The sequence below is a fragment of the Streptomyces spectabilis genome (assembly GCF_008704795.1).
In the GTDB taxonomy this organism is placed as follows: domain Bacteria; phylum Actinomycetota; class Actinomycetes; order Streptomycetales; family Streptomycetaceae; genus Streptomyces; species Streptomyces spectabilis.
This window is the reverse complement of record NZ_CP023690.1, coordinates 4,667,838-4,693,024: the sequence shown is the minus strand read 5'-3', so window position 1 is coordinate 4,693,024 and position 25,187 is coordinate 4,667,838. Positions and strand designations below refer to the sequence as shown.

The 25,187-nt window shown below is 72.5% G+C and carries 30 protein-coding genes; 18 read left to right on the top strand and 12 right to left on the bottom strand.

Translation table 11 applies throughout. The annotated features are described in order from the left end of the window. Window positions 1–40 precede the first annotated feature (40 nt). The 6 genes from abc-f to CP982_RS20350 all read right to left on the bottom strand — a co-directional run bounded on the left by abc-f (window position 41) and on the right by CP982_RS20350 (window position 6,170). Window positions 41–1,663 carry a ribosomal protection-like ABC-F family protein gene (abc-f, locus tag CP982_RS20375; RefSeq protein ID WP_150511863.1) on the bottom strand — a complete coding sequence of 541 codons (1,623 nt, stop codon included), beginning with the start codon at window positions 1,661–1,663 and terminating at the stop codon, window positions 41–43. A gap of 127 nt (window positions 1,664–1,790) precedes the next feature. Further along, the gene (locus CP982_RS20370; RefSeq protein ID WP_150511862.1) at window positions 1,791–3,224 is read right to left on the bottom strand and encodes a sensor histidine kinase; all 1,434 of its coding nucleotides are present in this window, start codon (window positions 3,222–3,224) and stop codon (window positions 1,791–1,793) included. Further along, on the bottom strand, window positions 3,221–3,961 hold the full coding sequence (locus CP982_RS20365) for a response regulator transcription factor (protein WP_150511861.1): 741 nt from the start codon (window positions 3,959–3,961) through the stop codon (window positions 3,221–3,223). The genes CP982_RS20370 and CP982_RS20365 overlap by 4 nt, the downstream gene beginning before the upstream one ends. Before the next feature lie 191 nt (window positions 3,962–4,152). After that, entirely contained in the window at window positions 4,153–5,187 is a 1,035-nt protein-coding gene (locus tag CP982_RS20360; RefSeq protein WP_150511860.1) for a S1C family serine protease, read from the bottom strand. Window positions 5,188–5,304: 117 nt separating this feature from the next. Further along, complete coding sequence (locus CP982_RS20355; protein WP_150511859.1) at window positions 5,305–5,727, bottom strand: hypothetical protein; 423 nt, start codon at window positions 5,725–5,727, stop codon at window positions 5,305–5,307. Between the two features lie 170 nt (window positions 5,728–5,897). Then, window positions 5,898–6,170: a hypothetical protein gene (locus CP982_RS20350; RefSeq protein ID WP_150511858.1), complete on the bottom strand. Its 273-nt coding sequence runs from the start codon at window positions 6,168–6,170 to the stop codon at window positions 5,898–5,900. A gap of 583 nt (window positions 6,171–6,753) precedes the next feature. On the opposite strand from CP982_RS20350, the gene CP982_RS20345 reads away from it, so the two are divergent. Beyond that, window positions 6,754–7,008, top strand: coding sequence for a ribbon-helix-helix domain-containing protein (locus CP982_RS20345; RefSeq protein ID WP_150511857.1), 255 nt, complete (start codon window positions 6,754–6,756; stop codon window positions 7,006–7,008). A 36-nt stretch (window positions 7,009–7,044) separates the two neighbouring features. On the opposite strand, the gene CP982_RS20340 is transcribed toward CP982_RS20345, so the two are convergent. Together CP982_RS20340 and CP982_RS20335 are read right to left on the bottom strand one after the other, a co-directional pair. Further along, window positions 7,045–8,070, bottom strand: coding sequence for a LacI family DNA-binding transcriptional regulator (locus CP982_RS20340; protein ID WP_150511856.1), 1,026 nt, complete (start codon window positions 8,068–8,070; stop codon window positions 7,045–7,047). Window positions 8,071–8,093: 23 nt separating this feature from the next. Continuing rightward, entirely contained in the window at window positions 8,094–8,897 is an 804-nt protein-coding gene (locus CP982_RS20335; RefSeq protein ID WP_150511855.1) for a response regulator transcription factor, read from the bottom strand. A gap of 276 nt (window positions 8,898–9,173) precedes the next feature. Here CP982_RS20335 and CP982_RS20330 point away from each other — a divergent pair, with 276 nt between their 5' ends. The 7 genes from CP982_RS20330 (at window position 9,174) to CP982_RS20305 (ending at window position 14,039) form a co-directional block, all read left to right on the top strand. Next, a complete protein-coding gene (locus CP982_RS20330) occupies window positions 9,174–10,019 on the top strand; it encodes an alpha/beta hydrolase (RefSeq protein WP_150511854.1) in 846 nt (281 codons plus the stop codon). A gap of 20 nt (window positions 10,020–10,039) precedes the next feature. Then, on the top strand, window positions 10,040–10,294 hold the full coding sequence (locus tag CP982_RS20325) for a MoaD/ThiS family protein (RefSeq protein ID WP_150511853.1): 255 nt from the start codon (window positions 10,040–10,042) through the stop codon (window positions 10,292–10,294). Window positions 10,295–10,296: 2 nt separating this feature from the next. Then, entirely contained in the window at window positions 10,297–11,493 is a 1,197-nt protein-coding gene (locus CP982_RS20320) for a hypothetical protein (RefSeq protein ID WP_425329808.1), read from the top strand. Window positions 11,494–11,639: 146 nt separating this feature from the next. Continuing rightward, window positions 11,640–12,392, top strand: a complete 753-nt coding sequence (locus tag CP982_RS20315) for an LmeA family phospholipid-binding protein (RefSeq protein WP_150511851.1) — start codon at window positions 11,640–11,642, stop codon at window positions 12,390–12,392. A 255-nt stretch (window positions 12,393–12,647) separates the two neighbouring features. Continuing rightward, entirely contained in the window at window positions 12,648–12,728 is an 81-nt protein-coding gene (locus CP982_RS43235; protein WP_361843195.1) for a putative leader peptide, read from the top strand. Between the two features lie 141 nt (window positions 12,729–12,869). After that, window positions 12,870–13,715 (top strand): sulfurtransferase, encoded by an 846-nt coding sequence (locus CP982_RS20310; RefSeq protein ID WP_150511850.1) that lies wholly within the window; start codon window positions 12,870–12,872, stop codon window positions 13,713–13,715. A 36-nt stretch (window positions 13,716–13,751) separates the two neighbouring features. Continuing rightward, window positions 13,752–14,039: a DUF1416 domain-containing protein gene (locus CP982_RS20305; protein WP_144004170.1), complete on the top strand. Its 288-nt coding sequence runs from the start codon at window positions 13,752–13,754 to the stop codon at window positions 14,037–14,039. Between the two features lie 293 nt (window positions 14,040–14,332). Here the strand turns inward: CP982_RS20305 and CP982_RS20300 are convergent, their stop codons facing one another. Continuing rightward, window positions 14,333–14,590, bottom strand: coding sequence for a DUF3099 domain-containing protein (locus tag CP982_RS20300; protein ID WP_150511849.1), 258 nt, complete (start codon window positions 14,588–14,590; stop codon window positions 14,333–14,335). A gap of 246 nt (window positions 14,591–14,836) precedes the next feature. Between CP982_RS20300 and CP982_RS20290 the strand changes: the two genes are divergently transcribed. From CP982_RS20290 to ygfZ, 3 genes are read left to right on the top strand one after another with little or no spacing between them, the layout of a single operon-like run. Beyond that, the gene (locus tag CP982_RS20290) at window positions 14,837–15,409 is read left to right on the top strand and encodes a heme-binding beta-barrel domain-containing protein (protein WP_030686685.1); all 573 of its coding nucleotides are present in this window, start codon (window positions 14,837–14,839) and stop codon (window positions 15,407–15,409) included. Window positions 15,410–15,426: 17 nt separating this feature from the next. Then, window positions 15,427–15,948, top strand: coding sequence for a Fur family transcriptional regulator (locus CP982_RS20285; RefSeq protein WP_229879527.1), 522 nt, complete (start codon window positions 15,427–15,429; stop codon window positions 15,946–15,948). A gap of 34 nt (window positions 15,949–15,982) precedes the next feature. Further along, window positions 15,983–16,948 carry a CAF17-like 4Fe-4S cluster assembly/insertion protein YgfZ gene (gene ygfZ / locus CP982_RS20280; RefSeq protein WP_150511848.1) on the top strand — a complete coding sequence of 322 codons (966 nt, stop codon included), beginning with the start codon at window positions 15,983–15,985 and terminating at the stop codon, window positions 16,946–16,948. Window positions 16,949–17,135: 187 nt separating this feature from the next. Here ygfZ and dtd read toward each other — a convergent pair whose 3' ends face one another. Next, window positions 17,136–17,561 carry a D-aminoacyl-tRNA deacylase gene (dtd, locus tag CP982_RS20275; RefSeq protein WP_150511847.1) on the bottom strand — a complete coding sequence of 142 codons (426 nt, stop codon included), beginning with the start codon at window positions 17,559–17,561 and terminating at the stop codon, window positions 17,136–17,138. A gap of 157 nt (window positions 17,562–17,718) precedes the next feature. Between dtd and CP982_RS20270 the strand changes: the two genes are divergently transcribed. The 3 genes from CP982_RS20270 to CP982_RS20260 all read left to right on the top strand — a co-directional run bounded on the left by CP982_RS20270 (window position 17,719) and on the right by CP982_RS20260 (window position 20,689). Further along, window positions 17,719–18,393, top strand: a complete 675-nt coding sequence (locus tag CP982_RS20270; RefSeq protein ID WP_260423037.1) for an RsiG family protein — start codon at window positions 17,719–17,721, stop codon at window positions 18,391–18,393. A gap of 52 nt (window positions 18,394–18,445) precedes the next feature. Then, entirely contained in the window at window positions 18,446–19,411 is a 966-nt protein-coding gene (locus CP982_RS20265) for an asparaginase (RefSeq protein ID WP_150511846.1), read from the top strand. A gap of 414 nt (window positions 19,412–19,825) precedes the next feature. Further along, window positions 19,826–20,689: a GntR family transcriptional regulator gene (locus CP982_RS20260; RefSeq protein ID WP_170316651.1), complete on the top strand. Its 864-nt coding sequence runs from the start codon at window positions 19,826–19,828 to the stop codon at window positions 20,687–20,689. Between the two features lie 11 nt (window positions 20,690–20,700). Here the strand turns inward: CP982_RS20260 and CP982_RS20255 are convergent, their stop codons facing one another. Beyond that, window positions 20,701–20,889, bottom strand: a complete 189-nt coding sequence (locus tag CP982_RS20255) for a hypothetical protein (RefSeq protein WP_150511844.1) — start codon at window positions 20,887–20,889, stop codon at window positions 20,701–20,703. Between the two features lie 125 nt (window positions 20,890–21,014). Here CP982_RS20255 and CP982_RS20250 point away from each other — a divergent pair, with 125 nt between their 5' ends. From CP982_RS20250 to CP982_RS20235, 4 genes are all read left to right on the top strand, one after another. Beyond that, on the top strand, window positions 21,015–21,920 hold the full coding sequence (locus tag CP982_RS20250) for a winged helix-turn-helix domain-containing protein (protein WP_150515595.1): 906 nt from the start codon (window positions 21,015–21,017) through the stop codon (window positions 21,918–21,920). Continuing rightward, window positions 21,921–22,649: an HAD family hydrolase gene (locus CP982_RS20245; RefSeq protein ID WP_229879528.1), complete on the top strand. Its 729-nt coding sequence runs from the start codon at window positions 21,921–21,923 to the stop codon at window positions 22,647–22,649. A gap of 160 nt (window positions 22,650–22,809) precedes the next feature. Continuing rightward, the gene (locus CP982_RS20240) at window positions 22,810–23,937 is read left to right on the top strand and encodes a phosphotransferase (RefSeq protein WP_150511843.1); all 1,128 of its coding nucleotides are present in this window, start codon (window positions 22,810–22,812) and stop codon (window positions 23,935–23,937) included. Between the two features lies 1 nt (window position 23,938). Further along, entirely contained in the window at window positions 23,939–24,526 is a 588-nt protein-coding gene (locus CP982_RS20235; protein ID WP_150511842.1) for a hypothetical protein, read from the top strand. Here CP982_RS20235 and CP982_RS20230 read toward each other — a convergent pair. Then, window positions 24,510–25,145, bottom strand: coding sequence for a TetR/AcrR family transcriptional regulator (locus CP982_RS20230; RefSeq protein WP_150511841.1), 636 nt, complete (start codon window positions 25,143–25,145; stop codon window positions 24,510–24,512). The two genes, CP982_RS20235 and CP982_RS20230, sit on opposite strands and share 17 nt — an antisense overlap. Window positions 25,146–25,187: the final 42 nt, after the last annotated feature.

Sequence of the window (25,187 nt, the reverse complement as noted above, 5' to 3'; positions counted from 1 at the left end):
CCCCGGTGCGGCGGCGGGGCGGCAAGGCGGGCGTGCGGTGTCAGCCGAGGCGCAGGGTCTGGCCCGGGAAGGCCTCCCGGAGTCTCCTGTCGTGGCTGACCACGACCACCGTGCCGGGGTAGGCCGCGAGCGCCGCCTCCAGGTCCTCCACCAGGGAGGGCGCCAGATGGTTCGTCGGCTCGTCCAGGAGCAGCAGGTCGTACGGCTCGCTGACCAGGCGGGCCAGGGCGAGCCGCCGCCGCTGCCCGGTGGAAAGGTCGCGCACGGGCCGGACCAGGTCCCGCTCCCGGAAGAGCCCGAGCGCGAGCAGCTCCTCGGCGCGCTCCGCGCCGAACGCGGCGAGCACCGAGCGGTTCCCGCCGGGCCGTGACAGCGGCTCCTCCACCTGCCGCAGCAGCCCCACCCGCGCGGGCCTGCGGACCGTGGCGCCCGGGTCGGGGGCCAGCTCGCCCGCGAGCACGCGCAGCAGTGTGGACTTGCCCGCGCCGTTGGGCCCGGTGACGAGCAGGCGCCCGCCCGCGGGCACGTGCAGCTCGTCGAGCGCGAGCCGCCCCGGCACGCGTACGTCGGCGAGTTCGACGGCGCGGTCCGCGGTCCCGGCGATGGCGGCGGTGAACCGCAGGGGTTCGGGCGGCCGGGGCGCCGGGTTCGCGGCGAGCCGCGCCAGGCGCTCGCGCGCGTCACGGATGCGGCTCATCGCGCCGTGCGCCCGCGACCGGGCGCGGAAGGCCCCCGCGCCGCTGAACGCCGCAGGCGCCTTGCGCGGAATCGCGTCGAGCCGCCCGATGTGGGAGTCGGCGAGCCGCGACCTGCGGGCCACCTCGGCGCGCCACTCCTCGTACTCCCGCGCCTGCCGGGCCCGTTCGGCGGCCTTGGCGGTCAGGTATCCCGCGTAGCCGTTGCCGTAGCGGCGCACGGAACGGGTCTCGTGGTCGACCTCCAGGATGGTGTCGGTGACGCGGTCGAGGAACGTCCGGTCGTGGGTGACGGCGACGAGCGTGCCCCGGTGGGCGCGCAGCCGCTCCTCCAGCCAGGCGACGGCCTCGTCGTCGAGGTCGTTGGTGGGCTCGTCGAGCAGCAGCAGCTCGGGCGCGGCGGCGAGCGTCGCGGCCAGGGCGAGGCGGGAGCGCTGCCCGCCGGAGAGGGTGCCGAGCCGCCGCGCGCGGTCCAGGCCCGTGTGCTCGCCCAGGTGCCGCAGGGCGACGTCGACGCGCCGGTCCGCGCCGTAGCCGCCGCGGGCCTCGAACTCCTCGACGAGGGCGGCGTACTCCTCGTACGAGGACGGTTCGCGCTCGTCGAGCCGCGCGGCCGCGGCCCCGATCCGTCGCTCCAGGGCGCGGAGTTCGGCCAGGGCGAGGTCGACGGCGTCGCCGACGCGCGCCGAGTCCGGCAGGTCCAGGGTCTGCGCGAGGTGCCCGACGCCGCCGGGCGCGACCACGGTCACCGTGCCGTTGTCGGGCCGCTCCGCCCCGGCGAGCAGCCGGAGCAGGGTGGACTTGCCGGAGCCGTTGTCCCCGATGACCCCGGCCTTCTCGCCGGGCCGGACGCTGAGCGAGACGCGGTCGAGGACGACGTGGTGCGGATGGCGCTTGGTGACGTCGGCGAGCGTGAGCTGCGAGGAGGCGGCGGCAGGGGCGGCGGGTACTGCGGGTGCACGGAACAAATGAGGCTTCTTTCGTGGACGACAGGGGAGCTATGAGACGAGACGGTTCGTCTCTCAGTAGTGCAACCGTAGCGCCCGCTCGCCGTCCACGCAAGACGCTGCGTCTCGTTTGTTTTCCGTACGGGGGTCAGGGCGCGGCAGGCGGTGGCGCGGGAGCCCCGGGGAGCGTCACGGTCGCCACCGTTCCGGCGGTGGGGGCCGGGCCCAGGGTCACCTCGCCGCCCGACTGGCGGACCGCGCGGGCCACGATGGACAGACCGAGGCCGGAGCCGGGCAGGCTGCGGGCGGTGGGGGAGCGCCAGAAGCGGTCGAAGACGTGGGGCAGTTCGTCCGGCGGGATGCCGGGGCCGTGGTCCCGTACGGTCAGGACGCCGTGCTTCAGGGCGACCTCGATGGCCGTGCCCGGCGGGCCGAACTTCACCGCGTTGTCCAGGATGTTGACGATGGCCCGCTCCAGGGCGGGCGGCTCCGCGCGGACGTACCACGGCGTGAGGTCGGCCTCGAAGGTCAGCTCGGGGCCGCGGAGCCGGGCCCGCTGGAGGGCCGTGTCCACGATCTCGTGCAGGGCGACGACCTGCACCTTGCTCTCGCCCGCCGCGTCCGGCCGGGACAGCTCCTGGAGGTCGCCGATGAGCGAGGCCAGCTCAGTCATCTGCGCCTTGACCGACGCGAGCAGCGCCCGGCGGTCGTCGGGCGGGATGGCGCGGCCCGTCTCCTCGCTGCGGGCGAGCAGCTCGATGTTCGTACGGAGCGAGGTGAGCGGGGTGCGCAGCTCGTGCCCCGCGTCGGCGATGAGCTGCTGCTGGAGGTCGCGGGATGAGGCCAGGGCCGACGTCATCGCGTTGAAGGACCGGGAGAGCCGGGCGATCTCGTCGTCGCTGGCCTCCTCCGTCGGGATGCGCAGACTCAGGTCCTCGGTACGGGCCACGTGCTCGACGGCGGCCGTCAGCTCGTCCACCGGGCGCAGCCCCGTGCGCGCGACCCACAGACCCGCGGCGCCCGCGCCGACGATGCCCACCCCGGCCACCAGGGAGAGCACCAGGACGAGGTTGCTCAGGGTGTCCTGGACCTCGTTGAGGGGGCGGGCGATGGAGATCGCGAAGGGCTGACCGGGCATCGGGTAGGTGTAGACGCGGTACTTCTTGCCGTCGGACGTGGTGGCGTCGTGGAAGGCCTCGTCGCGCTCGCGCAGGGCGACCTCGGTGTCCGACTTCTTCAGTTGAAGGGTGACGTCCGGCCGCCCCAGGACGACGCAGCTGTTGCCGCCCTGGTCGACCACCTGGAAGATCTGCTCGTACAGGTCCGGGCTGTTGGTCCGCGCGAGCGACGCGCGGCCGCACCGGCCGGTGTCCTTGTCGATCAAGGCGCTCACCGCCTCGTCGAGCCCGCTGGTACGGCGCTCGCTCAGGGCGGAGTCCAACGAGCTGACCAGCACGTTGCGCACCACGAACCAGCACGCCACCGCCGCGGCGGCGACCGCGAAGGCGACCGCCGCGGCGACGAGCAGCGCGAGCCGCGACCGCAGCGGCAGCGCCTTCAGACGGTTCGGCAGGCCCCTCACTCGCGGCCGCCGGTCCCCGCGGCGTCCGCGCGCAGCACGTACCCCACGCCCCGCACCGTGTGCACCAGGCGCGGCTCGCCGCCGCCCTCCGTCTTGCGGCGCAAGTACATGACGTACACGTCGAGGGAGTTGGACGACGGCTCGAAGTCGAAGCCCCACACCGCCTTCAGGATCTGCTCCCGGGTGAGCACCTGGCGCGGGTGCGCCAGGAACATCTCCAGGAGCGTGAACTCGGTGCGGGTCAGCTCCACGGTGCGCGTGCCGCGCGTCACCTCACGCGTGGCGAGGTCCATCCGCAGGTCGGCGAAGGAGAGCACCTCGCTCTCCGTCGTCTGCCCGGCGGCCACCGCGTACGAGCTGCGCCGCAGCAGGGCGCGGATGCGGGCGAAGAGCTCGTCCAGCTCGAAGGGCTTGACCAGGTAGTCATCCGCACCCGCGTCCAGGCCCGAGACGCGGTCGCCGACCGTGTCCCGGGCGGTGAGCATCAGGATCGGGGTCGTCGAGCCGGTGGCGCGGAGCCTGCGGGCGGCCGTCAGGCCGTCCATGCGGGGCATCTGGATGTCGAGCACGACGAGGTCGGGGCGGTACGCGGCCGCCTTCTCCAGGGCGTCCGCGCCGTCCACGGCCACCTCGGTGCCGTAGCCCTCGAAGGCGAGGCTGCGCTGGAGCGCCTCGCGTACGGCGGGCTCGTCGTCCACGATCAGGATCCGCTGCGGGTCGCCTTCGGCGGGGCTCATGGGTGTTCGTCTTCCTCGGGGTGTACGGGGTGGTCGGGGCCAGTATCAGCGTCGCACGGGCCCTCGCGGGGCGCCCCGGGCCCGCCCCTTCCCGATCCGGGGGCTCCGCCCCCGTACCCCGTTTGTCGGCGCTCCGCGCCTCGTCCTCAAACGCCGGACGGGCTGGATCTTCCAGGGCGTCCCACGCGGGCTCAGCCGTCCGCGCCCGCCCGCAGCTTCGCCAGGTCCGCCTTCACCGTGTTGACGGGAATCGCGAAGCCGAGGCCGACGCTGCCGGAGTCGCCGGACCCCCCGGCCCCACCGCTGCCGGAACTGGGCGCGTACATCGCGGAGTTGATCCCGACGATGTTCCCGTTCATGTCGATGAGGGCACCCCCGGAGTTCCCGGGGTTGAGCGACGCGTCGGTCTGCAGCGCCTTGTACGTCGTCTTCGACGACCCCGTGTCGCCGTTGAACTCCTGGCCGCCGAACTCGAAGGGCCAGCCGCCGCCGGGCCCCTGCTGCTCCTGGCCGCCGCCCTTGCCGGGGTCCGCGGACACGGTCACGTCCCGGTCGAGCGCGGAGATGATGCCGCTGGTGACGGTCCCGGTCAGCCCCTCGGGCGAGCCGATCGCGACGACCTCGTCGCCGACCTGGACCTTGTCGGAGTCGCCGAGGCTCGCGGCCTTCAGACCCGAGGCGCCCTCCAGCTTGATGAGCGCGAGGTCCTTCTTGCTGTCCGTGCCCACCGTCTTGGCCCGGTACGTCTTGCCGTCGCTGGTCCGCACGGTGATCGACGTGGCGCCGGAGACGACGTGGTTGTTGGTGACGATCTCGCCGTCGGACGTGATGATCACGCCGGAGCCGGTGGACTTGCCCGCGTTGCCGGAGGCGTTGATCTCGACGGTGCTCGGCGTCACGGCGGCGGCGACGCCGGAGACGGTGCCCTTGCTGCCCGCGGAGACGCTCGTGCCGTTGACGTTCCTCGCGCCGGTCCCGCCGTCGTCGCCGGTGAGGGTCTGCACGGCGTACGCGGTGCCGCCGCCGACGGCCGCGGCGGCCAGCGCGACCGCGGCCAGGAGGGCGACGGGCCCCTTGGCGCGGCGCCGGTGCGCGGCCGCGGGCGCCCCGGCGGGCTCCGGCTCGTAGGCGGGCGGGGGCGGGTACGCGCCCTGCGTACCGCCGTGGTGCCCAGGGGAGGCCTGCTGCTGGTGGTACTCGCCGCTGTGGCGGAAGCTCTCGGTCATGTACCTGAGCATCACGGCCGTAGATGAGAGCCCTCTGAGCGCGCTCTGAGAAGCCCGGCAGAACCCTGTTTGCCCGACATAAAGGCCCGGCGCCGGGGCTTCGGCGCCGGGCCCCGCTCACAGGTCGCGGTGGCGTTCGTCGCTCGCGAAGAAGAAGCCGAAGGCCGCGCTGGCCAGGGCCACCACGGGGGTGAAGACGAGGCTCAGCTCGCGGTAGTTGTCCGCCTTGAAGTGCGTCCAGTGGCTGAAGACCAGGGCGAGGCTGGGGACCACCGCCAGGACGCAGACGAGCCAGAAGAGCCCGAGGGCGAGCGTGCGCCGGGTCTCGTTCATGTGCCGCTGTTTGCTGATCTTGAGCCAGTTCTCGGTGTCGAGCCCCGCGGGCGACGGCGGCTCGTCCTCGATGAGGGCGGGCCCCGCCGCGGGGCCCTCGGCGCCGGGGCCGCCGGGCTGGATGTGCTCGCGCAGGAAGCCGAGGTCGAGCCCGTCCCGCGAGGGCGGTTCGGTCTCACTCAGGTCGTCACCGGGTCCGGTGGTCACAGCGCCCTCCCGTGTGCGGCGAGCAGGGTGCCGGCGGCCCCGGCCGCCACGTCGGTGCGTCCGTCAACGGTTGCTCGTCCTCCCGGGTCGGGTCGGGTCCGGCGCCGACGGCGGGGGCGCCTGCCGTCGGCCCCGCCCGCCGTCTCGTGACTCGTGCCATTCGATGCGCGTTACTCGTGTGCGGGGCACCCCTGGCCCCCCGCGACGCAGGGCTCCACCGGAAGAGGAGGGCCGATCCGGCAGATCTCGCCGTCCGGCAGGGGCAGTTCATCCTCGCGCAGCAGCACTTCGCCGACGAGGGCGGGGTCTTCGTCGTCGGTGTCGATGAACTCCCCGAAGGGGGCCGGGAGTTCAGGCACCTCGGTGAGCTGCTGCTCGTTGTGCCATTCGCGGTAGGGAGTGAGGTGTCCCACCTTCGTCGCGCAGCAGAGCTGCACGGCCACGGGCCGGGTCTTCCCGCGCGCCCCATGCGCAGGTGTCGGCTCATTCATCCGTGGTGCCCCCTCCGGTGATCGCCCTGTGGGCGAGGGAGCCGTGCCACAGCTCAGGACCCCCAAGCTTCACCTGAGCGAGGCTAGCACATTGCATGTGATCTATTTCAACATCCGACGCACATTCGATGTGGATTTGATGCACACTGGAAGTGTACTGAAAGCGCATCGGGTACGGATTTGCTTGACATGATGTGTGCGGGAGGGCAACATGGAAGCCACGTTCCGACGGGCACGGCTGGGAGGAGCAAGTCATGGGTCGCTTGACCGGCCGCTTACCGGCCCCATGAGATCCAGCGCGTGAGCCGGTGGGACCGCCGGCGTCGGCACGCGCTGACCTGGCTTTCTGGCGCACGGGGTGCGCCGGCGCGGACCTGTGAGAGGTAGCGCCCATATCCGCGGCACCGGGGTCGGCCCCGATGCCCGCGATCGCTCGGGGAGCGTTCAGGGAATTCCCTGGACAGAGCTGCCCGGCCGCCGTGTGTCCGGAGCTCCCGCGACATCTTTGCCTACTGAGGATCTGAGGGGAACTGGCATGCCTGCTGACAACACGACCGAGACGCCCACCACGGCGGCAGACACACAAAGCACCCGCCTCAGCGTGAACATCAACGCGGAGACGGCCGCGAAGCTGCGCTGGTACAAGGAGCAGAAGGGCATCTCGATCACCGAGACCATCCGGCGAGCGGTGGCGCTCCTGGACCTCGTGGAGCGAGAGTCGGCCGGTGGCAACGAGGTCCTGCTCAAGTCCCGCGACGGCAAGTCGGTCCGCCAGCTCTGGCTGGTCTGACCCGCGCTCGCGCCGCCCCCGGCCGGGGGCTCCGCGTCAGCCCTCGCAGCCGCAGGAGCTGCGTATCACCAGGCGGGAAGGGAAGACCCTCAGCCGCTCGCGCCGCGACCCGGCGACCCGCAGGCCGTCGTCGAGGACCAGGTCGACGGCCGCGCGGGCCATCGCCGGGCGGTCGGAAGCGACCGTCGTGAGGGGCGGATCGGTGAGCGCCGCCTCCTTCACGTCGTCGAAACCGGCGACGGCCAGCTTGCCCGGCACATCGATCCGCAGCTCGCGCGCGGCCCGCAGGACGCCGATGGCCTGGTCGTCGGTGGAGCAGAAGATCGCGGTGGGCCGGTCCGGGCCGCTCAGGAAGCCCAGCGCCAGCTGATACGCGTCGTAGCGGTTGTACGGCGCCTCGAAGAGGCGGCCCTCGGTCGACCGGCCCGCCTCGCGCATCGCGCGCCGCCAGCCCTCGACGTGGTCGGAGACCGGGTCGCCGACGGTGGGGGTCTCCGCCATGCCGCCGACGCAGGCCACGTACTCATGGCCGTGCTCCAGGAGGTGCCGGGTGGCGAGCTGGGCGCCGCCCACGTCGTCCGTCACCACGGCCACGTCGTCGATGGCCTCGGGCCGCTCGTGCAGCAGCACCACGCGCGCGTCCCACGCGTCGATCTCGGCCGCCGCCTGGTCCGTCAGACCGTGGCTGACCAGGATCAGGCCGGAGACCCGCATGCCGAGGAAGGCCCGCAGATAGTGGGTCTCGCGCTCTTCCACGTAGTCGGAGTTGCCGACCAGGACCATCTTTCCGCGCTCGGACGCCGCCTGCTCCACGGCGTGCGTCATCTCCGCGAAGAACGGCTGGCGCGCGTCCGGCACGATCATGCCTATGAGGTCCGTGCGGCGGGACGCCATGGCCTGGGCGACCCGGTCCGGGCGGTAGCCCAGCTCCTTGATCGCGGCGAGGACACGCTCGCGCGTGGCCGGGGCGACCGGCCGGGGTCCGTTGTTGATGACGTAGCTCACGACCGCGGTCGAAGTACCCGCCAGTCGCGCCACATCGTCCCGCGTCACCTTGGCCACGCGCGCAGTCTACGCGGATGGAGTCAGCCCTGAGCAGGCCGTGCGGCGGCTTCCTCGGGCGTCCGGGCCACGGGCCCGGGCGCCCGCCGTGACGAAGCGGACGAAGGGGGCGTCCGCTTGCTCTCGGCCGTCTCCGCCTTCTCCGTCCGCTCCGGCTTCTCCGGGACGACGAAGCGGTAGCCCACGTTGCGCACGGTGCCGATGAGCGACTCGTGCTCGACGCCGAGCTTCGCCCGCAGCCGCCGTACGTGCACGTCGACCGTGCGCGTGCCGCCGAAGTAGTCGTAGCCCCAGACCTCCTGAAGCAGCTGGGCGCGGGTGAAGACCCGGCCCGGGTGCTGCGCGAGGTACTTGATCAGCTCGAACTCCTTGAAGGTCAGGTCGAGGACCCGGCCCTTCAGCTTGGCGCTGTACGTCGCCTCGTCCACGGACAGATCGCCGTTGCGGATCTCCATGGGGGAGTCGTCGGCGGTGATCTCCTTGCGGCCCATGGCCAGGCGGAGCCGCGCCTCGACCTCGGCCGGGCCCGCGGTGTCAAGGAGGACGTCGTCGATGCCCCAGTCCGCGGTGACGGCGGCGAGGCCGCCCTCGGTCACGACGAGGAGCAGCGGACAGCCGGGTCCGGTGGAGCGCAGGAGCTGGCACAGGCTGCGGACCTGCGGCAGGTCGCGGCGCCCGTCGACCAGGATGACGTCGGCACCGGGGGTGTCCACGAGGGCCGGGCCCTCGGCGGGGGCCACCCGCACGTTGTGCAGGAGCAGTCCGAGGGCGGGGAGCACCTCCGTCGACGGCTGGAGGGCGTTGGTCAGGAGCAGCAGAGAACTCATCGCGCCCCACCTGCCTGGGGGGACGGGGCCTGCTGACTGCCGTGCACGTTTCGCTCGCCCATTACGTCGGTTCCTCCTCGGGTCCCGTGCGAGGACGTGGGGGCACTGCTTCGTACGTTGCTACACCTCCCGCGCCCGGGGAGGCGTCCGTGCTCGCCGGTCTTGAGGCTACGTTTACCGACCGCGTTGCGCGCGGTCCGTACCAACGGGCCCGGAAAGCACGAAAGGACCCGGGGGCTGCGTTGCCCGGATCCTCTGCGCAGCAGAATAGCCCACATGAGTTCCGGTCCGGCAGGTCAGACGGCGCGATCTTCTGTGCCCCCGATCACTCGCGTTCAGCGGAGCGCAACGCTGCGTACGACGCTCCGTAGCGCGGACGGGGTACGCCTCGACGCCGCGTACGACCCGGGCCCGGGGCCGGTCGGCGGGCCCGCGATCGTGGTGGCGCACGGCTTCACGGGGGACCGGGCGCGACCCCACGTGCGGCGGGCGGCGCGGGCGTTCGCGCAGCGTGCGGCCGTGGTCACGTTCTCGTTCCGGGGGCACGGGGCCTCCGGCGGACGCTCCACGGTCGGCGACCGCGAGGTGCTCGACGTGGCGGCGGCCGTCGCCTGGGCGCGCTCGCTCGGGCACACGCGCGTGGTGACCGTCGGTTTCTCCATGGGCGGCTCCGTGGTCCTGCGCCACGCGGCGTTGCACAGGGGGCGCACGGAAGCGCGGGTTGACGCCGTCGTCGCGGTCAGTGCCCCCGCCCGCTGGTTCTACCGGGGCACCGCGCCGATGCGGCGGCTGCACTGGCTGGTCACCCGCCCCGCGGGCCGGGCCGTGGGCCGCCTGGGTCTACGCACCCGCATCCATCCGCGCGAGTGGGACCCGGTGCCCCTGTCGCCGACGGAGGCGGTGCCGCTGCTCGCGCCGACGCCGCTCCTGATCGTCCACGGCGACCGGGACCCGTACTTCCCCGTCGACCATCCGCGGATGCTGGCGGCCGCCGCGTCCGGCGCGGCCGAGCTGTGGCTGGAAGCGGGCATGGGCCACGCCGAGCACGCGGCGGACGACGCGCTCCTGGGGCGGATCGCCGACTGGGCCACGGCATCATGGACGTCGGCAACCGCCGAGTGACGAGTGGCAGGAGGGGCACCATGGCAGCCGGGACGATCCGGTACTGGGCCGCGGCGAAGGCGGCCGCGGGCCTTGCCGAGGAGCCGTACGCGGAGGCCACGCTGGCCGACGCGCTGAGCGCGGCCCGCGTGCGACACCCCGGGGAGCTGGAGCGCGTCCTGCTCCGCTGCTCGTTCCTCGTCGACGGCGACCCCGTGGGCACGCGCGCCCATGAGACGGTACGTCTGGCCGAGGGCGGCACGGTCGAGGTGCTCCCGCCGTTCGCAGGAGGATGACGTTGAGCGACCAGCCGCACCAGGGGTACGACCCGTACCAGGCGCAGCAGGGGCAGCAGGGGTACGACCCCTACGACCCGTACCAGCAGCAGGTGCCGCAGGCGCAGCCGCAGCACGCCGATGCGCAGTACCAGCAGCAGTGGGGGTACCAGGACCCCTACGCGGGGCAGCAGGACCACCAGGACTACACCCAGCAGTGGCAGGGGCAGACCTGGGAGACGCAGATCCAGCCGATGCCGATGCCTGTCGCCGACGTCACCGAGACCGCGTACCTGCCGCAGCAGTCCGCCGACCAGTGGGCCCCGGCTCCTGAGGCCTCCTACGCCCAGGCCCCGTACCAGCAGCCCGCGGGCGGCGCGGGCGGCGGGTACGAGCCGCCCGCAGAGGTGCCGGAGGAGCCCGCGCCCACCTACGGCCCCGCCACCACCACCGGGAACGCTCGGATCACCGATGCCCAGCGGGCGCGGGCCGAGGGGCGGTCACCGATCATCGAGCCGGGGATGCAGCCCGCCGCGCTCACGGCGGTGCTCGGCCTGCTGCTCGCCGGGGGCGCGGCGATGGGGCAGTACGCGCTGCTCGTACCGCTGGTGATCCTCCAGGCCGTGACGGCCGCGGGCTGGTTCCGCCTCAACGGCATGTGGCCCGCCCGGCAGGGCATCGCGCTCGCCTTCCTCGGCGGGCTCGTCGCCGACGCCGCGCTGCTCGCCACCGGCGAGGGCAACGCCCCGGCCGCGATCCTGGGCACCCTCGGCGTCTGGGTGCTGCTCGTCCTCGTGCTCCAGCTGCGCAGCCACGCCGGCGCCGACGAGCGGATGTACGGCCTGATGGCGACCGTCGCCTCCAGCGCGCTCACGATCATCGCGGCCGGGCACCTGGCCGCCGCGCACGAGGCGGCGACCGTCGGCGGCATCGCGGTCGCGGCGGCCGTGCTCGCCCGCGCGCTGCCGCTGCCCACGGCCGCGTCCGTGGTGGTGGCGCTGCTCGCGGCGGCCGGTGCGGGCATCGCGGTCGGCGGCCCCACCGACTTCGGCTCCAAGGGCGCGCTGCTCGGCCTCGCCGCCGGTGTGTGCGCGCTCGTGGGGCACCGGGTGGCCAGCTACGACTACCCGTCGCGGTTCGTCCACTTCACGGCCGGGGTCGCGCTGCCGCTGGCCGCCGCGGCGCCCGCCGTGTACCTCCTGGGGCGTGCCATCGGCTGACGCGCAGGCCGCGCGCGTCCGCTTCGTACGGGTGCGGGGCGATCGTCACAGCTGTTCGACAGGTCCCCGCCCTGCCGCTCCCGCCGGGGACCTGTCCTTTAGGCTCGCGGCAACTGACTCTGAGGCGGGGGAACGGGAATCCAGGCATGAGCAAGCGCGCGATACGCATACTCCTGATCGTCGTCGTGGTCCTCGGCGGCCTGTTCGTCGCGGCCGACCGCTTCGCGGTCTCGTACGCGGAGAGCGAGGCGGCCGACAAGATCAAGAGCCAGGAGGGGCTCAGCAGCACGCCGGACGTGTCCATCAAGGGCTTCCCGTTCCTGACCCAGTTCCTCGGCGGCAAGCTCGACGACGTCGAGATCACGATGAAGGACTACGACGCCAAGTCCGACGGCGACACCATCCGCGTCGCCGACCTCAGCGCCACCATGCACGGCGTCGACTTCTCCAGCGACTACAGCTCTGCCACCGCCGACCGGGCCGCGGGGATCGCCCGGATCTCCTACGACGAGCTGCTCAAGACCGCGAAGGCCGAGCCGGTCGAACTGCCCCTCGGCGCCAAGGGCGAGGTGGTCGGCCTCTCCGACGGCGGCGACGGCAAGATCAAGGTCTCGGTCGAGGTCAGCAAGGGCGGCACGAAGCTGCCCGAGCCCGTGGACGTGCTGAGCACGGTCAGCGTCGAGGGCGACACCATCCGCGTGCACGCCGACAAGATCCCGGACAAGCTGAACGTGCTCGGCGTCAGCGTGCCGCTGCCCGAGGGCCTGGTCCGCGACGTCACCGACTTCCAGGAGAAGGTCTCGGACCTGCCCGGCGGCATCCAGCTCGACACGGTGCAGGCCGCGCCGGACGGGGTGGACGTGGCGGTGAAGGGCGAGAACGTGGACCTGGTGTCCTGAGCTCCGGCCTCCGGCCCCCCGGTCCCTGGCCTCCGGTTTCGTCCGGCGCGCCGGTTTTGCCGCGCGTGCTGTCCGTAGTACGAGACGCGGATGTCCGTACTTCAGATGGCGGGCGTGCAGTCCTCCGGCGGGGACGGGGCGGCGCGCCCTCGGCGGCGGCCGGAAAGCGGCACTCCGCTCACATGCTGGACGAAATCGTCTCACCATCCGACATGCCGGTGACACGGTCGTGCCGTCGTCCCTACGATCGGACCCATGCACCGACAGGCGGACCTCACGAAGCGGCGGGCAGTGGACCTGTGCCGCGTCGCCGCCATGCTCTGTCGCGCTCTCTGAGCGGGATGCCCGACTCCCGTATCTCCCCGGCCCGTTGACCACCGTCAGGGCCATCACGTGCCGTACGCCCGTGCCTCCCCGCACCCGCGTGACCGCACCTCACCGTTCAGCTTCGCCGCACCTGCTCCGGAGGAGAAACGCATGAGCCGCAGCGACGTCCTGGTAGACGCCGACTGGGTCGAGGCCCACATCGACGACCCGAAGGTCGTCCTCGTCGAGGTGGACGAGGACACCTCGGCGTACGACAAGAACCACATCAAGAACGCGATCCGGATCGACTGGACCAAGGACCTCCAGGACCCGGTCCGCCGCGACTTCATCGACCAGGAGGGCTTCGAGAAGCTCCTCTCCGCCAAGGGCATCGCGAACGACTCCACCGTCGTGCTCTACGGCGGCAACAACAACTGGTTCGCGTCCTACGCCTTCTGGTACTTCAAGCTCTACGGCCACCAGGACGTGCGCCTCCTCGACGGCGGCCGCAAGAAGTGGGAGCTGGACTCCCGCGACCTGGTCGACGGCTCCCAGGTCCCGAGCCGCCCGGCCACCGCGTACAAGGCCAAGCCGCAGGACTCCTCCATCCGCGCCTTCCGCGACGACGTCGTCGCCGCGATCGGCACGCAGAACCTGGTCGACGTCCGCTCGCCCGACGAGTTCTCCGGCAAGCTGCTGGCCCCGGCCCACCTGCCGCAGGAGCAGTCGCAGCGCCCCGGCCACGTGCCCAGCGCCCGCAACATCCCGTGGTCGAAGAACGCCAAGGACGACGGCACCTTCAAGTCCGACGACGAGCTCAAGGCGCTGTACGCCGAAGAGGGCGTCGACCTGGCCACGGACACCATCGCGTACTGCCGCATCGGTGAGCGCTCGGCCCTGACCTGGTTCGTGCTGCACGAGCTGCTCGGCGTCGAGAACGTCAAGAACTACGACGGCTCCTGGACCGAGTACGGCTCCCTCGTGGGTGTGCCGATCGAGCTCGGCGCCGGCAAGTAGTCCGCCGCCCCTTCCCCCTCATTCCTAGGAGTACCCATGTGTGGAGCCAAGGCCGGCGGCCCCGACGCCTCGACGGCGAAGTCCGGTGAGACCACCATCCAGGGCCAGGTGACCCGCGACGGCGAGCCGGTGACCGGCTACGTCCGGCTGCTCGACTCGACCGGCGAGTTCACCGCCGAGGTGCCGACCTCGGCGACCGGTCAGTTCCGCTTCTACGCGGCCGAGGGCACGTGGACGGTGCGTGCCCTCGTGCCGGGCGGCACGGCCGACCGCACCGTGGTCGCGCAGAAGGGCGGGCTCGCCGAGGTGGCCATCGCCGTCTGAGCCCTTCACCGGCCGGGGGCCGCATCCCAGGGGTTGGACGCCACGGGGTGCGGCCTTTCGGCCTGTGCGGGCGCTCATCGGCGCTCCGCGCCTCGTCCTCAAACGCCGGACGGGCTGGAAGCTGCCGCAAGTGGCACGTCTCAGCCCGTCCGGCCTGTGCGGGTGTTTATCGGCGCTTCGCGCCTCGTCCTCAAACGCCGGACGGGCTGGAAGTCTCCGGCTCGGGCCGTGGGTATTCAGCCTGTCCGGCGTTTGAGGACGAGGCCGAAGGCCGATCAACCGTTGGGCACCCGCTAGGGCCGGCGCTTGCCGTCTAGCTCGTCCCACCACTCGTCCGATCTGGGGTCCCCGGACGGGTCGTCCCACCAGCGGTCGTCGGGGCCGCGGCGGTTCGCCACGATGGCCGCGAGCGGGGGGATCACCATCGCCACCACGCACATGCCGACCGCGGCCGGGACCGACCAGAGCCGTACGACGCCCCAGGCCAGGACGAACAGGGCCAGGCACGTGCCCATCATGGCGAAGTACACCTGACGCCGTCGCGCGTACATACGTCCAGCGTACGGCGGACCTCGCCGAGAAGCGGCCGCGCGGCCCCACTACAGTGGAGCCTGGCTCTGTATACCGCTCACCACAGCTCACCGAGGAGCACCCCGTGCTTGAGGCCTTCTTCTCCGCACTCCTTGTCCTGGTCTGCGTCGGCGTTCTCGCCTTCACCGGTCTGGCCGTGAAGAAGCTGTACCAGGGCCAGCGCTGACCCCCCACCGGGACCCCCACGAGAGACTCCTGAGCAACCCATGATCCAGATTCCGTCCGACCTGCACCCCGACCTCGTCCCCCTCGTCTGGCTCCTCGGCACCTGGGAGGGCGCGGGCGTCACCGACTTCCCCGGCTCCGCGAAGGCGAACTTCGGCCAGGAGGTCACCTTCACGCACGACGGGCGGGACTTCCTCGAGTACCACTCGCACACGTGGGTGCTCGACGCCGAGGGCAAGAAGACCGAGCCCCTGGAGTCCGAGTCCGGCTTCTGGCGCGTCGACAAGGACCGCAAGGTCGAGGTCGTCATGGTCCGCCAGGACGGCGTCGTCGAGGTCTGGTACGGCGAGCTCGCCGACCAGAAGCCGCAGATCGACCTGGCCACGGACGCCGTGGCCCGCACCGCGGCCTCCGGCCCGTACAGCGGCGGCAAGCGCCTCTACGGCTATGTGAAGAGCGACCTGATGTGGGTCGGCGAGAAGCAGACCCCCGAGGTGCCGCTGCGCCCCTACATGTCGGCTCAGCTCAAGAAGGTCGTGTCCCCCGAAGAGGTCGCGGAGATGGCCCGCAACCTGGGCGACCTGCCCGACGACGGCATCGCCTTCTTCAAGTAGTCCCTAGACTCGGGGGTGTGGTGACCACGGACCCGGACGCGACGACGGACTGGAAGAGCGACCTGCGGCAGCGCGGCTACCGCCTGACACCGCAGCGCCAGCTGGTGCTCGAAGCCGTCGACAAACTGGAGCACGCGACCCCCGACGACATCCTCTGCGAGGTCCGCAGGACGGCGTCGGGGGTCAACATCTCCACCGTCTACCGCACCCTGGAGCTCCTGGAGGAGCTGGGTCTCGTCTCCCACGCCCACCTCGGGCACGGCGCGCCCACCTACCACCTCGCGGACCGCCACCACCACATCCACCTGGTGTGCCGGGACTGCACGGCGGTCATCGAGGCCGACGTCGAGGTCGCCGCCGACTTCACCGCGAAGCTGCGCGCGACGTTCGGCTTCGACACGGACATGAAGCACTTCGCGATCTTCGGCCGGTGCGGTACGTGCGCGACGGACGGCCCCGCCGCAGCCCGCGACGACTCCGACGAGGCCACGGGGGCGGCTTCGCGCAAGACCTCCGGCGAGAGCCCGGGGGAGAAATAAACACGGGCCCGCGCGGGTCGTAGTCTTTGTGAACATGAAGAGCCCCCTGCTGTCCCTGCCCGGCGCCGTCCCCGCCGAGGGCGTGGACGAAGGCGTCGCGGCCCACTACGGCGACCTGTTCCGCGAGCAGCGCGCCCTCGCCGACGGCACCGGATTCGTCGACCTCTCGCACCGCGGCGTGGTCACCGTGACCGGTGCCGACCGGCTGAGCTGGCTGCACCTGCTGCTCACCCAGCACGTCAGCGACCTCCCGGCGGGCCGGGCCACCGAGGCGCTGATCCTCTCCGCCAACGGGCACATCGAGCACGCCCTCTACCTCGTCGACGACGGCGAGACGATGTGGGCGCACGTCGAGCCCGGCACCCAGGAAGCGCTGATCGCGTACCTGGAGAGCATGAAGTTCTTCTACCGCGTCGAAGTCGCCGACCGCACCGAGGACTTCGCGGTCGTGCACCTGCCCGCCGGGTCGATCGCCGCCCTGCCCGACGGTGTGGCCGTACGCGAGACCGCGCACGGCCGCGACGCCTTCCTGCCGCGTGCGGAGCTGCCCGCCTTCGCCGGGACGCACGGCCCAGCCGCCGGGCTCCTCGCCCACGAGGCGCTGCGCGTCGAGCACCACCTCCCCCGGCTCACCTTCGAGACCGACCACCGCACCATCCCGCACGAGCTGGGCTGGATCGGCACCGCCGTGCACCTCCAGAAGGGCTGCTACCGCGGCCAGGAGACCGTCGCCCGCGTCCAGAACCTGGGCAAGCCGCCGCGCCGCCTGGTCTTCCTGCACCTGGACGGCAGCGAGGTGCACCTGCCGGCGCACGGCACGCCGATCCACCTCGCCGCGGATGGCCCTGACGGGCGGAAGCTGGGGTTCATCACGACGTCCGTACGCCATCACGAGCTGGGGCCGATCGCGCTCGCCCTGGTCAAGCGGAACGTGCCCGTGGACGCGGAGCTGATGGCGGGCACGACGGCCGCCGCCCAGGAAACGGTGGTCGAGCCGTAGGCTCCCCTCCCGCCCACCCGCCCCTCCATCGCGCTGGCGCGCTCGTCCTCAAACGCCGGACGGGCTGGATGGTTGCCGGTGCGGACCGGATCTCGTCTGCGGCCCGCACCGGAGACTTTCAGCCTGTCCGGCGTTTGAGGACGAGGCGCGGAGCGCCGATCGACGGGGGGCCAAGGGGGCGGAGCCCTCACATTTCAAGGAGCACGGTGAAGGGCCCGTCGTTGGTGAGCCCCACCCGCATGGCCGCGCCGAAGCGTCCCGTGGCCACCGTCGCGCCCAGGCCACGGAGCTGAGCCACCACCTCGTCGACCAGGGGCTCCGCCACATCCCCGGGCGCGGCCGCGTTCCACGTGGGCCTGCGGCCCTTGCGGGCGTCCCCGTACAGGGTGAACTGGCTGATCACCAGGAGCGGCGCGTCGATGTCCGAGCAGGACTTCTCGTCGTGCAGCACCCGCAGGGACCACAGCTTGCGGGCGAGGCGCGCGGCCTTCTCCTTGGTGTCGTCGTGCGTGACCCCGACGAGCACGCACAGCCCCTCGCCCGAGATCTCGCCGACCGTCTCGCCGTCCACGACGACGCTCGCGCCGTCCACCCTCTGCACCACCGCACGCATGCCGCCATCATGCCCTGCCCGCGCGCGCCGCCCGTGCGCCGGTCCAGAACCCCCCATCCGGGGCTGATCGGGGCCACTCGGTCACAGAGTGGCCACGAGGGGTGGCACCATGCTCACACGCGGTGTACCGCGCCGGCTGAGGGGACGGTAGAGCCACATGAGCACACCCAGTACGCCCAGCGCACCCAGGGCGAGGCAGGCGGGCGGAACAGGCGGGACAGGTGGCGCGGGCTTCGGCGGCACACCCGTGCCGCGCCCGCCCGCACAGCGCACCGACAGCCCCGTCCTGCCCGAGGCGCCCGCCCACGACCTGACCGCGCTGCGCCTGCCGGCCCTGCGCGAGCTGCGCAGGGCCACGCAGCAGGACGAGGCCGATCTGAGCTACGTACGACGGCTGCTCCAGGGGCGCATCGACATCCTGCGCGCCGAGGCCGCGCGCCGCGCGCGGTCCCGGTCCGGGGCGACCCAGGACGGCGGCGCGGACGCCCCGGGCGGGGACCGGGCGGCGGCCCTCGTCGTGGACCGGCTCCCGGAGATCCTCACGGACGGCCCGGCCCGCCGCCGCGCCTCGGCCCGGCACGTGACGCTCGGCACGCCGCACAGCGAGGAGTACCGGCGGCTCGCCGCCGACATGCTCTCCGAGGTCGCGCTCTCCGACCTGGCCGCCCGCACGGACGACGAGCTGCACACGGCCATGGGCCGCCTCGTGCGGTACGAGCAGCAGGTGTCGCGGCGGCGCCAGGAGATGCAGCGGACCACGGACGATTGCAGTGCGGAGATCGCGCGCAGGTACCGTGAAGGCGAAGCACAAGTGGACGACCTGCTCGCGTGACCCCTCCGGGCGCGGCCGGTCAGTCGCACCACCCGCACCCGGAAGGCCGAAGATGACGCCGACGTCCGCCACCCCCCTGATACCGCCGGTCCTCGCCGAAGTCGTACGTTCCGGCTTCGTCGAGGGCCGACACCGGGGCAGCCTCGTGCTGCTCGGGGCGGACGGCGAGGTCGAGCTGGCGCTCGGGGACGTCGCGGCGCCGGTCTTCCCGCGCTCCACGAACAAGCCGATGCAGGCGGCCGCCGTGTTGCGCGCGGGCCTCGACCTGTCCGGCGAGCGGCTGGCGCTGGCTGCCGCGAGCCACTCCGGAGAAACGTTTCACCGGGATCTGGTCCTGAAGATGCTCGCCGAGCACGGGCTGACCGCCGACGAGCTCCAGTGCCCGCCCGACCTGCCGCTCGACCCCGTCGAGGCCGAGACGTACCTGGCGGCGGGCGCCGTGCGGGACCGGGTCACCATGAACTGCTCCGGCAAGCACACCGCGATGCTCGCGGTCTGCGACCTGAACGGCTGGGACAAGGAGACCTACCTGGATCCCGCGCATCCGCTCCAGCGCCTCGTCCACGAGGTGATCGAGGAGGCGGCGGGGGAGCGGGTGGCCGCCGTCGGCACGGACGGGTGCGGGGCGCCGCTGATGGCGATCTCCCTGACGGGGCTGGCCCGCGCCTACCGGCACTTCGTCCTGGCGGCGCCCGGTACGGCCGAGCGGCGCGTGGCCGACGCGATGCGGGCGCACCCCGAGTACGTGGCGGGCACGCGGCGGCCGGACACGTGGCTCATGCGGGAGCTGCCCGGGACGCTGTCCAAGATGGGGGCCGAGGCGGTGCAGGCCGTGGCCCTCGCGGACGGCCGGGCCCTCGCCTTCAAGATCGACGACGGCAGCACGAGGGTGCTCGGGCCCGTCCTGTCCCGAGCCCTCACCCGAGCGGGCGTCGAGACCCCTCTCCTGGCCCGCCTGGCAGAGGCCCCCCTACACGGCGGCGGCGCCCCGGTGGGCGGCATCAGAGCGGCCTTCTGACCGACCACGACGCGCCTGCGGCCGCGCCCAACCGCGCTGTCGCGACATCCTCACTCCTCGCCCGGCAGCGGTGGGAAAGCCCCGTGGGGGTGGGTTGCCGTGGGGGTGGCGGGCCCCATGTGCCGCCGCCCCCACGGCCTGGGGCACCCCCGCCCCGCTCAACGGCTGACCGAACTCCCGGCTCCCCTCCGGATGAGAGCCCGGTCAGCCCGACCTGGGAGTGGAGTCGGCGGCCAACCCTCCCGTGGTTGCGACCAGGTTCGCCCGAGTTGGCCGCCAACTCCACTGGACTTATCTCCGTCCTGGCGCGTCTTATAACCACCTACCGTACAACTCCCCAAAGATGGCGGGAAGTTGTACGGTTTGGTTGTGAGCACGGACCAAGCCTCCGTCAACGATCGCAAAAGGCCGGGCATGCCGCCGCACCGCTCGCACCGGGACGTGGCGGACGAGCTGCGGGCCCGGATCCGCTCCGGTCTGCTGCGGCCGGGGCAGCGCATGCCCACGCAGGCGGAGCTGGCGTCCGAGTTCGGCGTGGAGCGCGGCGCGGTGCGCCAGGCCCTGCGCATCCTGCAGAGCGAACACCTGCTGGCCAATGTGTCGAAGGGCAGCCCGGCCACGGTCGCGACGCCCGCCGCGCCGAGCCGCGACGCGGTGCGTCCGCAGCCCACGATGGTGGGGCTCGCGCCGCGCATCGCCGCCGCGTTCCACGCGCCGCACGTGGAGATCGACGCCCTGTGCCTGACCTCCATCTCCTTGACGATGGCGATCGGCGAACCGCTCCGGCAGATCCACGCCGGGCGGCTGAAACCGGCCAAGGTCCACGTCCGCGTACTGCTGCCGAGCCGCGATATCGACCTCGCCTTCCCGGCGCCGGTGGGGGGCGGCGGCGCGGACGGCCCCGTGCACCGCCGCTGGCTCGACCAGCGGAACGCGCAGGGGCAGGTCCTGCGCCACAATCTGCTCACGCTGCGCGGCACGCACGGCATCGACGTACAAGTGGAGTTCCGCGCCCTGCCGTTCACCCCGCCCGTCAAGCTGTATCTGCTCAACGGCTCCGAGGCCCTCTTCGCGTACTACACCCTCACCAAGCGCGGCGAGGAGATCGGCCAGGAGTATCTGGAGATGTGGGACGCGCAGGGGACGCAGTCGATGCTCTTCCCCTTCCGGCAGGGGGACGGCCTGCGGGACACCACCTTCGTGGAGCAGTCGCACCTGTGGTTCAACGCCCTGTGGAACACGATCAGTCGGGATCTGAGACTGAACCCGGGCCCCTAGCGGGACCCGCCTCACAAGGCGGGCCCCGTCACCATCAGGGCGAGGACGAGCGCGCCCAGGGAGCTGCACGTGGTGTTCCGCGCCTTGACGCCCACGGTCAGCAGGAGCAGTCCGACGATGCCGAGGGTTCCGTACTTCCACTGCACGAGCTGCTCGGCGACGACGGCGAGCACGGCTGCGAGGAGAGCTATGGCGGGCATGGTGGTTCCCCCTTCTGCCATCTCGGGAGAGTTGGCAACCAACTCATTGAAGTTGTCCCCACTTGGCAGGTGTTCATAAACAACTTTGCCCCCAACTCCCAAAAGATGGCGGGCAGTTGTATCGTCTGGCCGTGACCAAGGAGAACGGTGCCGTGACCGGCAGGAGCAAGCCCTCGCCCCAGGACATCGCCGACGCGCTGCGGGACCGCATCCGCACCGGCACCCTCAAACCGGGTGACCGCCTGCCCACCCAGGCCCGTCTCGCCGAGGAGTTCGGCGTGGAGCGCGGCACCGTGCGCCAGGCCCTGCACGGCCTGCACCGCGACGGCCTGATCAACCACGTCACCAAGGGCAGCCCGCCCCGTGTGGCGGCCCCGGCCGAGACGGCCGTCCCCGCGACGCCGGAGCCGCAGCCGTCCATGGTGGCGCTCGCCCCGCGCCTGGTGGAGGCGTTCAGACAGCCCCACGTGCGCGTGGACGCGGTCTCGTTCACGGCGGAGACCCTGATGAACGCCCTCAGCGAGCCGATCCGCCACATCCACGCGGGCCTGCTGCGCCCGAGCTCCATCGACGTACGCATCCTGCTGCCGAGCAGCGACATCGAGCTGGCCTTCCCGGTGCCGGTGGAGGCGGAGGGCGCGGGCCGCGAGCGGCTGCACCGGCGCTGGCTGGCGCAGCGCAACGCGCAGGGGCAGGTGCTGCGCCACAACCTGCTCACGCTGCGCAACGCGCCGCACGGCATCGACGTCCGCGTCACCTTCCGGGCCCTGCCGTTCACCTCGCCGGTGAAGCTCTACGTACTCAACGGCTCCGAGGCGCTCCTCGCGTACTACACGCTGGAGCGCGACCGGGTGGAGCTGGACGCGGACGGCGGCGAGACCCTGGAGCTGTGGGACGCGGGCGGGCTCAAGACGCCGCTGTTCTCCTTCACCGGCGGCACCAACCCGCGTGACACGGGCTTCGTGGAGGAATCTCAGAAGTGGTTCGACGCACTCTGGGAAACGATCACGACGGACCTAACACTCTCTTAGGTGACTTCTGACACGAGTGATCCGACCGAGGGCCTGCGGAAGCTGATCGAGCTCGCCCGTTTCGTGCTCTTCGACTTCGACGGCCCCATCTGCCGCCTGTTCGCCCGGCACTCGGCGGTGGGGGTGGCCCGTGAGCAGGTGCGCTGGCTGGAGGAGCGGGGGCTGCGCGGCCTGCTCACCAACGGGGTGCGCAACGACCCCGATCCGCAGGTCGTGCTGCGCGCCGTCGACCGCCGCAGGCCCGGCAGCGACCTCGTCGTCGACCTGGAGGAGCGGCTCACGCACGAGGAGCTCACGGCGGTCGATTCGGCCTGGCCGACGGAGTACGCCGACGCGCTGATCCGCACCTGGTCGGCCATCGGCACCCGGCTCGCCATCACCACGAACAACTCGCCCCGGGCCGCGATCCGTTATCTCGCCGGGCGCGGCCTGATCGACTGCTTCGCGCCGCACATATACGGGCGCACGCAGGACCTGCGGCTGCTCAAGCCGAACCCGTACTGCGTTAGGCGCGCCCTGAGCGCGATGGGCGCCGACCCGGCGGGCTCGCTGATGATCGGCGACACCCCGTCGGACTTCCACGCCGCCCGCGCCGCCGGGGTGCACTTCCTGGGGTACGCGCGCGACGCCCGCAAGGAGGGGCTGCTGCGGGAGGCCGGTGCCGACCGGGTCGTGACCTCGCTCAAGCCGGTGCTCGACGTGGTGTACGGCCTGGGGGCGCCGGGGTGACCCGCGCCGAGGTGGCGGAAAAACGTTTCAACTCTGGGCAGTTGAGCCGCCGGAGGCCCGGACTCAGGGGGTACTTTTGCTCCGCTCCTCTCGTTCCGTCTTCAACGGACCGGTTTCCCCGTCTGGAAGAACCGGTTTCCCAGCCTTGGAGAAACGTGCCATGCCCTCTGAGTCGACCTCCGCGGCCCGGGCCCGCGCCACCCGCGCGAGCGGCGGCCTGGCCGCGCTCGAAGGGCCGCTCAGGGGCTATCACCACGAGACGTACGTCTTTCCGCTGCCGGACGGTTCGGGGGTGACCTGGCGCTGGAAGTGCCGGGAGCCGCGCCCGGGCCTGCTCTGGTTCGACCGCCGCTGCTTCTGGTCGGAGGAGGAGCTGCTCGTCGGGCTCGCGGGGCGCGTCACGCGCATTCCCGAGGTCATCCAGAAGGACGCGTTCCGGCTCCAGCGGTTCATCGAGGGGCGCACCCTCGGCTCCTGCGCGCGCCCGGAGGACGGGGGCGCCGCGGAGTTCGACGCCGGACCCGGCGCGGGGCGCGGCGCCGACATCCCGGCCGGGGTGATCGACCAGATCGTCGGCCTGTTCGGCGAGCTCGCGGGCGTGGGCCCCGACGACGTGGTGGCCGAGCGGCGGTGCGTCGCCGCGGACCGGCCGCGGGACGGGGACACCGACGGCTTCATCGAGCGCCTCGTCCTCTTCACCGAGGAGCACGTCTACCTGAAGAACGAGGACCGGTTCGGCCCGCTCTTCAAGGAGTTCGGGATCGGCCGGGACTCCTTCGCCGTGCTGCGCGAGCGGGTGGCGGGGCTGACGCGCCGCCCTTTCTGTCTGCTCCACGGCGACCTGCACCGGGAGAACTTCGTCCTCGACCGCTGCGGCCAGCTCTGGACGATCGACTGGGAGCTCGCGATGGTCGGCGACCCCCTGTACGACCTGGCCACGCATCTGCACCTCATGCGGTACGCCCCCGCGCAGGAGCGGGAGGTCGTCCGGCGCTGGTGCGCCGCGGTGTCGGAGGTCAGGCCCGGGAGCTGCGCCGGGTGGCACCGGGACCTGCCGCGGCTGCTCGCCTACAAGCGGGCCCAGTCCGTCTTCACCGACGTCATCCGGGCGGCCCTGATGCTGGAGGCGGAGCCGGCGGCGGAAGGCGGCCTGGAACGGGCGGCCGGGCGGGTGCACACCGCCCTCGGCGCCGCCCGGCACGCCCTGGACCTCGGGCCCACTCCGTCGTACGCCGACACCATGGACGCCCTCAAGCGCTGGTCCTGGTCACAGGAGGAGGGGACGTGACGTGAAGGAATCACTGCGGCCGTCGGGGCGGCAGTACGCGTCGACAGCGGCAGGGGCCGCGGCCGTGCTCGAGCACTGCCTCGACGTGGCCCTCGACCAGGACACCCGTATCGACGCCGTCGCGTTCACCGGCGAGGACGTGGTGCGGGCGCTGGTGTGCTGCCTGGGCAGGCCGGAGCTGACGGCGCGGCCGCACGTCACGCTGCGGGTCATCGTGCCGGACTTCACCCGCCCTGTGCCCCTGCCGGGCCGGAGCGGCGGCGGGGGAGAGGGCGCCGAGGACGACGCGGCTGCGCGGCGGGCGCTGCTGCGCCGCGTGCTCGGGCACGCGCGGGACGTCGCGGCGCTGCGGCGCGCCCTCGCGCGGAGCGAACAGGCCCGGCTCGACGGGGAGTTCCGCGCCCTGCACCTCACGCCGTTCCCCGGCTTCTGTCTGATCGGGCGGGAGCAGCTCGTCGACGGGGGCGGCGATCCGACGCGCTGGCACGCCGGCGCGGGCGCCGTCGCCCGTGAGCGGATCCGGCTCCGGGGCCTGCTCTTCGACACCCTCTGGGGCCTGGCCCGCCCGCTTCCTACGCGTACCGCCTGAGGCCCGAACGCAGCTGCTCGAAGGCCGCGTTCGCGGCCGCCGTCGCGTCCGCGCGGAGGGCGGCCGCGGGCTCGCCCGCGGCGATGCGGCGCCAGTTCTCCAGGGCGAGCACTCGCTGCACGGCCAGGATCTGGGCGGCGGCCAGGCGGGCTTCGAGGGAGGGCTCGCCGGGCCCCGCCGCGTCGTCGAGCGCGTGCGCGAGGGCGCGCTCGGCCCGCTCCTGGTACGCGTACAGGCGGCCGACCAGCGACGGGGTGCCGTAGAGCAGCCGGTGGAAGGCGAGCACGTGGGGGTCGTCGCTGAGGCCGGTCACCGGGTCGTGCCGGTCGAGTCCGGCCCGGAAGTGGTCGCGCAGCGCCGTCAGCGGGGAGCGGGCGCCGCGGCCCGTGACCACGCGCGCCGCCTCGTCCTCGTGGTCGGCGAACCGGTGCAGGACCAGGTCCTCCTTGGCCGGGAAGTACCGGAAGAGCGTCGGTTTGGAGACCTCCGCCGCGGCCGCCACCTCCGCGACCGACACCTTGTCGAAGCCGCGCTCCAGGAAGAGCGCGACCGCCGTGTCGGAGATCGTCTGCCGCGTGCGCCGCTTCTTGAGCTGCCGCAGGCCCGTCGTACCGGTCATGGCACCAGCGTAGCGCAGCATGAGCCTCAGTAATAAATGTAA

Bases quoted from the DNA above. Each gene is read 5' to 3' on its own strand.
- CP982_RS20300 (WP_150511849.1), bottom strand. From the start codon at position 14,590: ATGTACGCGCGACGGCGTCAGGTGTACTTCGCCATGATGGGCACGTGC.
- CP982_RS20345 (WP_150511857.1), top strand. From the start codon at position 6,754: ATGCCTGCTGACAACACGACCGAGACGCCCACCACGGCGGCAGACACA.
- CP982_RS20335 (WP_150511855.1), bottom strand. From the start codon at position 8,897: ATGAGTTCTCTGCTGCTCCTGACCAACGCCCTCCAGCCGTCGACGGAG.
- CP982_RS20365 (WP_150511861.1), bottom strand. From the start codon at position 3,961: ATGAGCCCCGCCGAAGGCGACCCGCAGCGGATCCTGATCGTGGACGAC.
- CP982_RS20310 (WP_150511850.1), top strand. From the start codon at position 12,870: ATGAGCCGCAGCGACGTCCTGGTAGACGCCGACTGGGTCGAGGCCCAC.
- CP982_RS20325 (WP_150511853.1), top strand. From the start codon at position 10,040: ATGGCAGCCGGGACGATCCGGTACTGGGCCGCGGCGAAGGCGGCCGCG.
- CP982_RS20330 (WP_150511854.1), top strand. From the start codon at position 9,174: ATGAGTTCCGGTCCGGCAGGTCAGACGGCGCGATCTTCTGTGCCCCCG.
- CP982_RS20290 (WP_030686685.1), top strand. From the start codon at position 14,837: ATGATCCAGATTCCGTCCGACCTGCACCCCGACCTCGTCCCCCTCGTC.
- CP982_RS20260 (WP_170316651.1), top strand. From the start codon at position 19,826: ATGCCGCCGCACCGCTCGCACCGGGACGTGGCGGACGAGCTGCGGGCC.
- CP982_RS20315 (WP_150511851.1), top strand. From the start codon at position 11,640: ATGAGCAAGCGCGCGATACGCATACTCCTGATCGTCGTCGTGGTCCTC.
- CP982_RS20230 (WP_150511841.1), bottom strand. From the start codon at position 25,145: ATGACCGGTACGACGGGCCTGCGGCAGCTCAAGAAGCGGCGCACGCGG.
- dtd (WP_150511847.1), bottom strand. From the start codon at position 17,561: ATGCGTGCGGTGGTGCAGAGGGTGGACGGCGCGAGCGTCGTCGTGGAC.
- CP982_RS20255 (WP_150511844.1), bottom strand. From the start codon at position 20,889: ATGCCCGCCATAGCTCTCCTCGCAGCCGTGCTCGCCGTCGTCGCCGAG.
- CP982_RS20360 (WP_150511860.1), bottom strand. From the start codon at position 5,187: ATGACCGAGAGCTTCCGCCACAGCGGCGAGTACCACCAGCAGCAGGCC.
- CP982_RS20240 (WP_150511843.1), top strand. From the start codon at position 22,810: ATGCCCTCTGAGTCGACCTCCGCGGCCCGGGCCCGCGCCACCCGCGCG.
- CP982_RS20305 (WP_144004170.1), top strand. From the start codon at position 13,752: ATGTGTGGAGCCAAGGCCGGCGGCCCCGACGCCTCGACGGCGAAGTCC.
- CP982_RS20265 (WP_150511846.1), top strand. From the start codon at position 18,446: ATGACGCCGACGTCCGCCACCCCCCTGATACCGCCGGTCCTCGCCGAA.
- CP982_RS20270 (WP_260423037.1), top strand. From the start codon at position 17,719: ATGAGCACACCCAGTACGCCCAGCGCACCCAGGGCGAGGCAGGCGGGC.
- CP982_RS43235 (WP_361843195.1), top strand. From the start codon at position 12,648: ATGCACCGACAGGCGGACCTCACGAAGCGGCGGGCAGTGGACCTGTGC.
- ygfZ (WP_150511848.1), top strand. From the start codon at position 15,983: ATGAAGAGCCCCCTGCTGTCCCTGCCCGGCGCCGTCCCCGCCGAGGGC.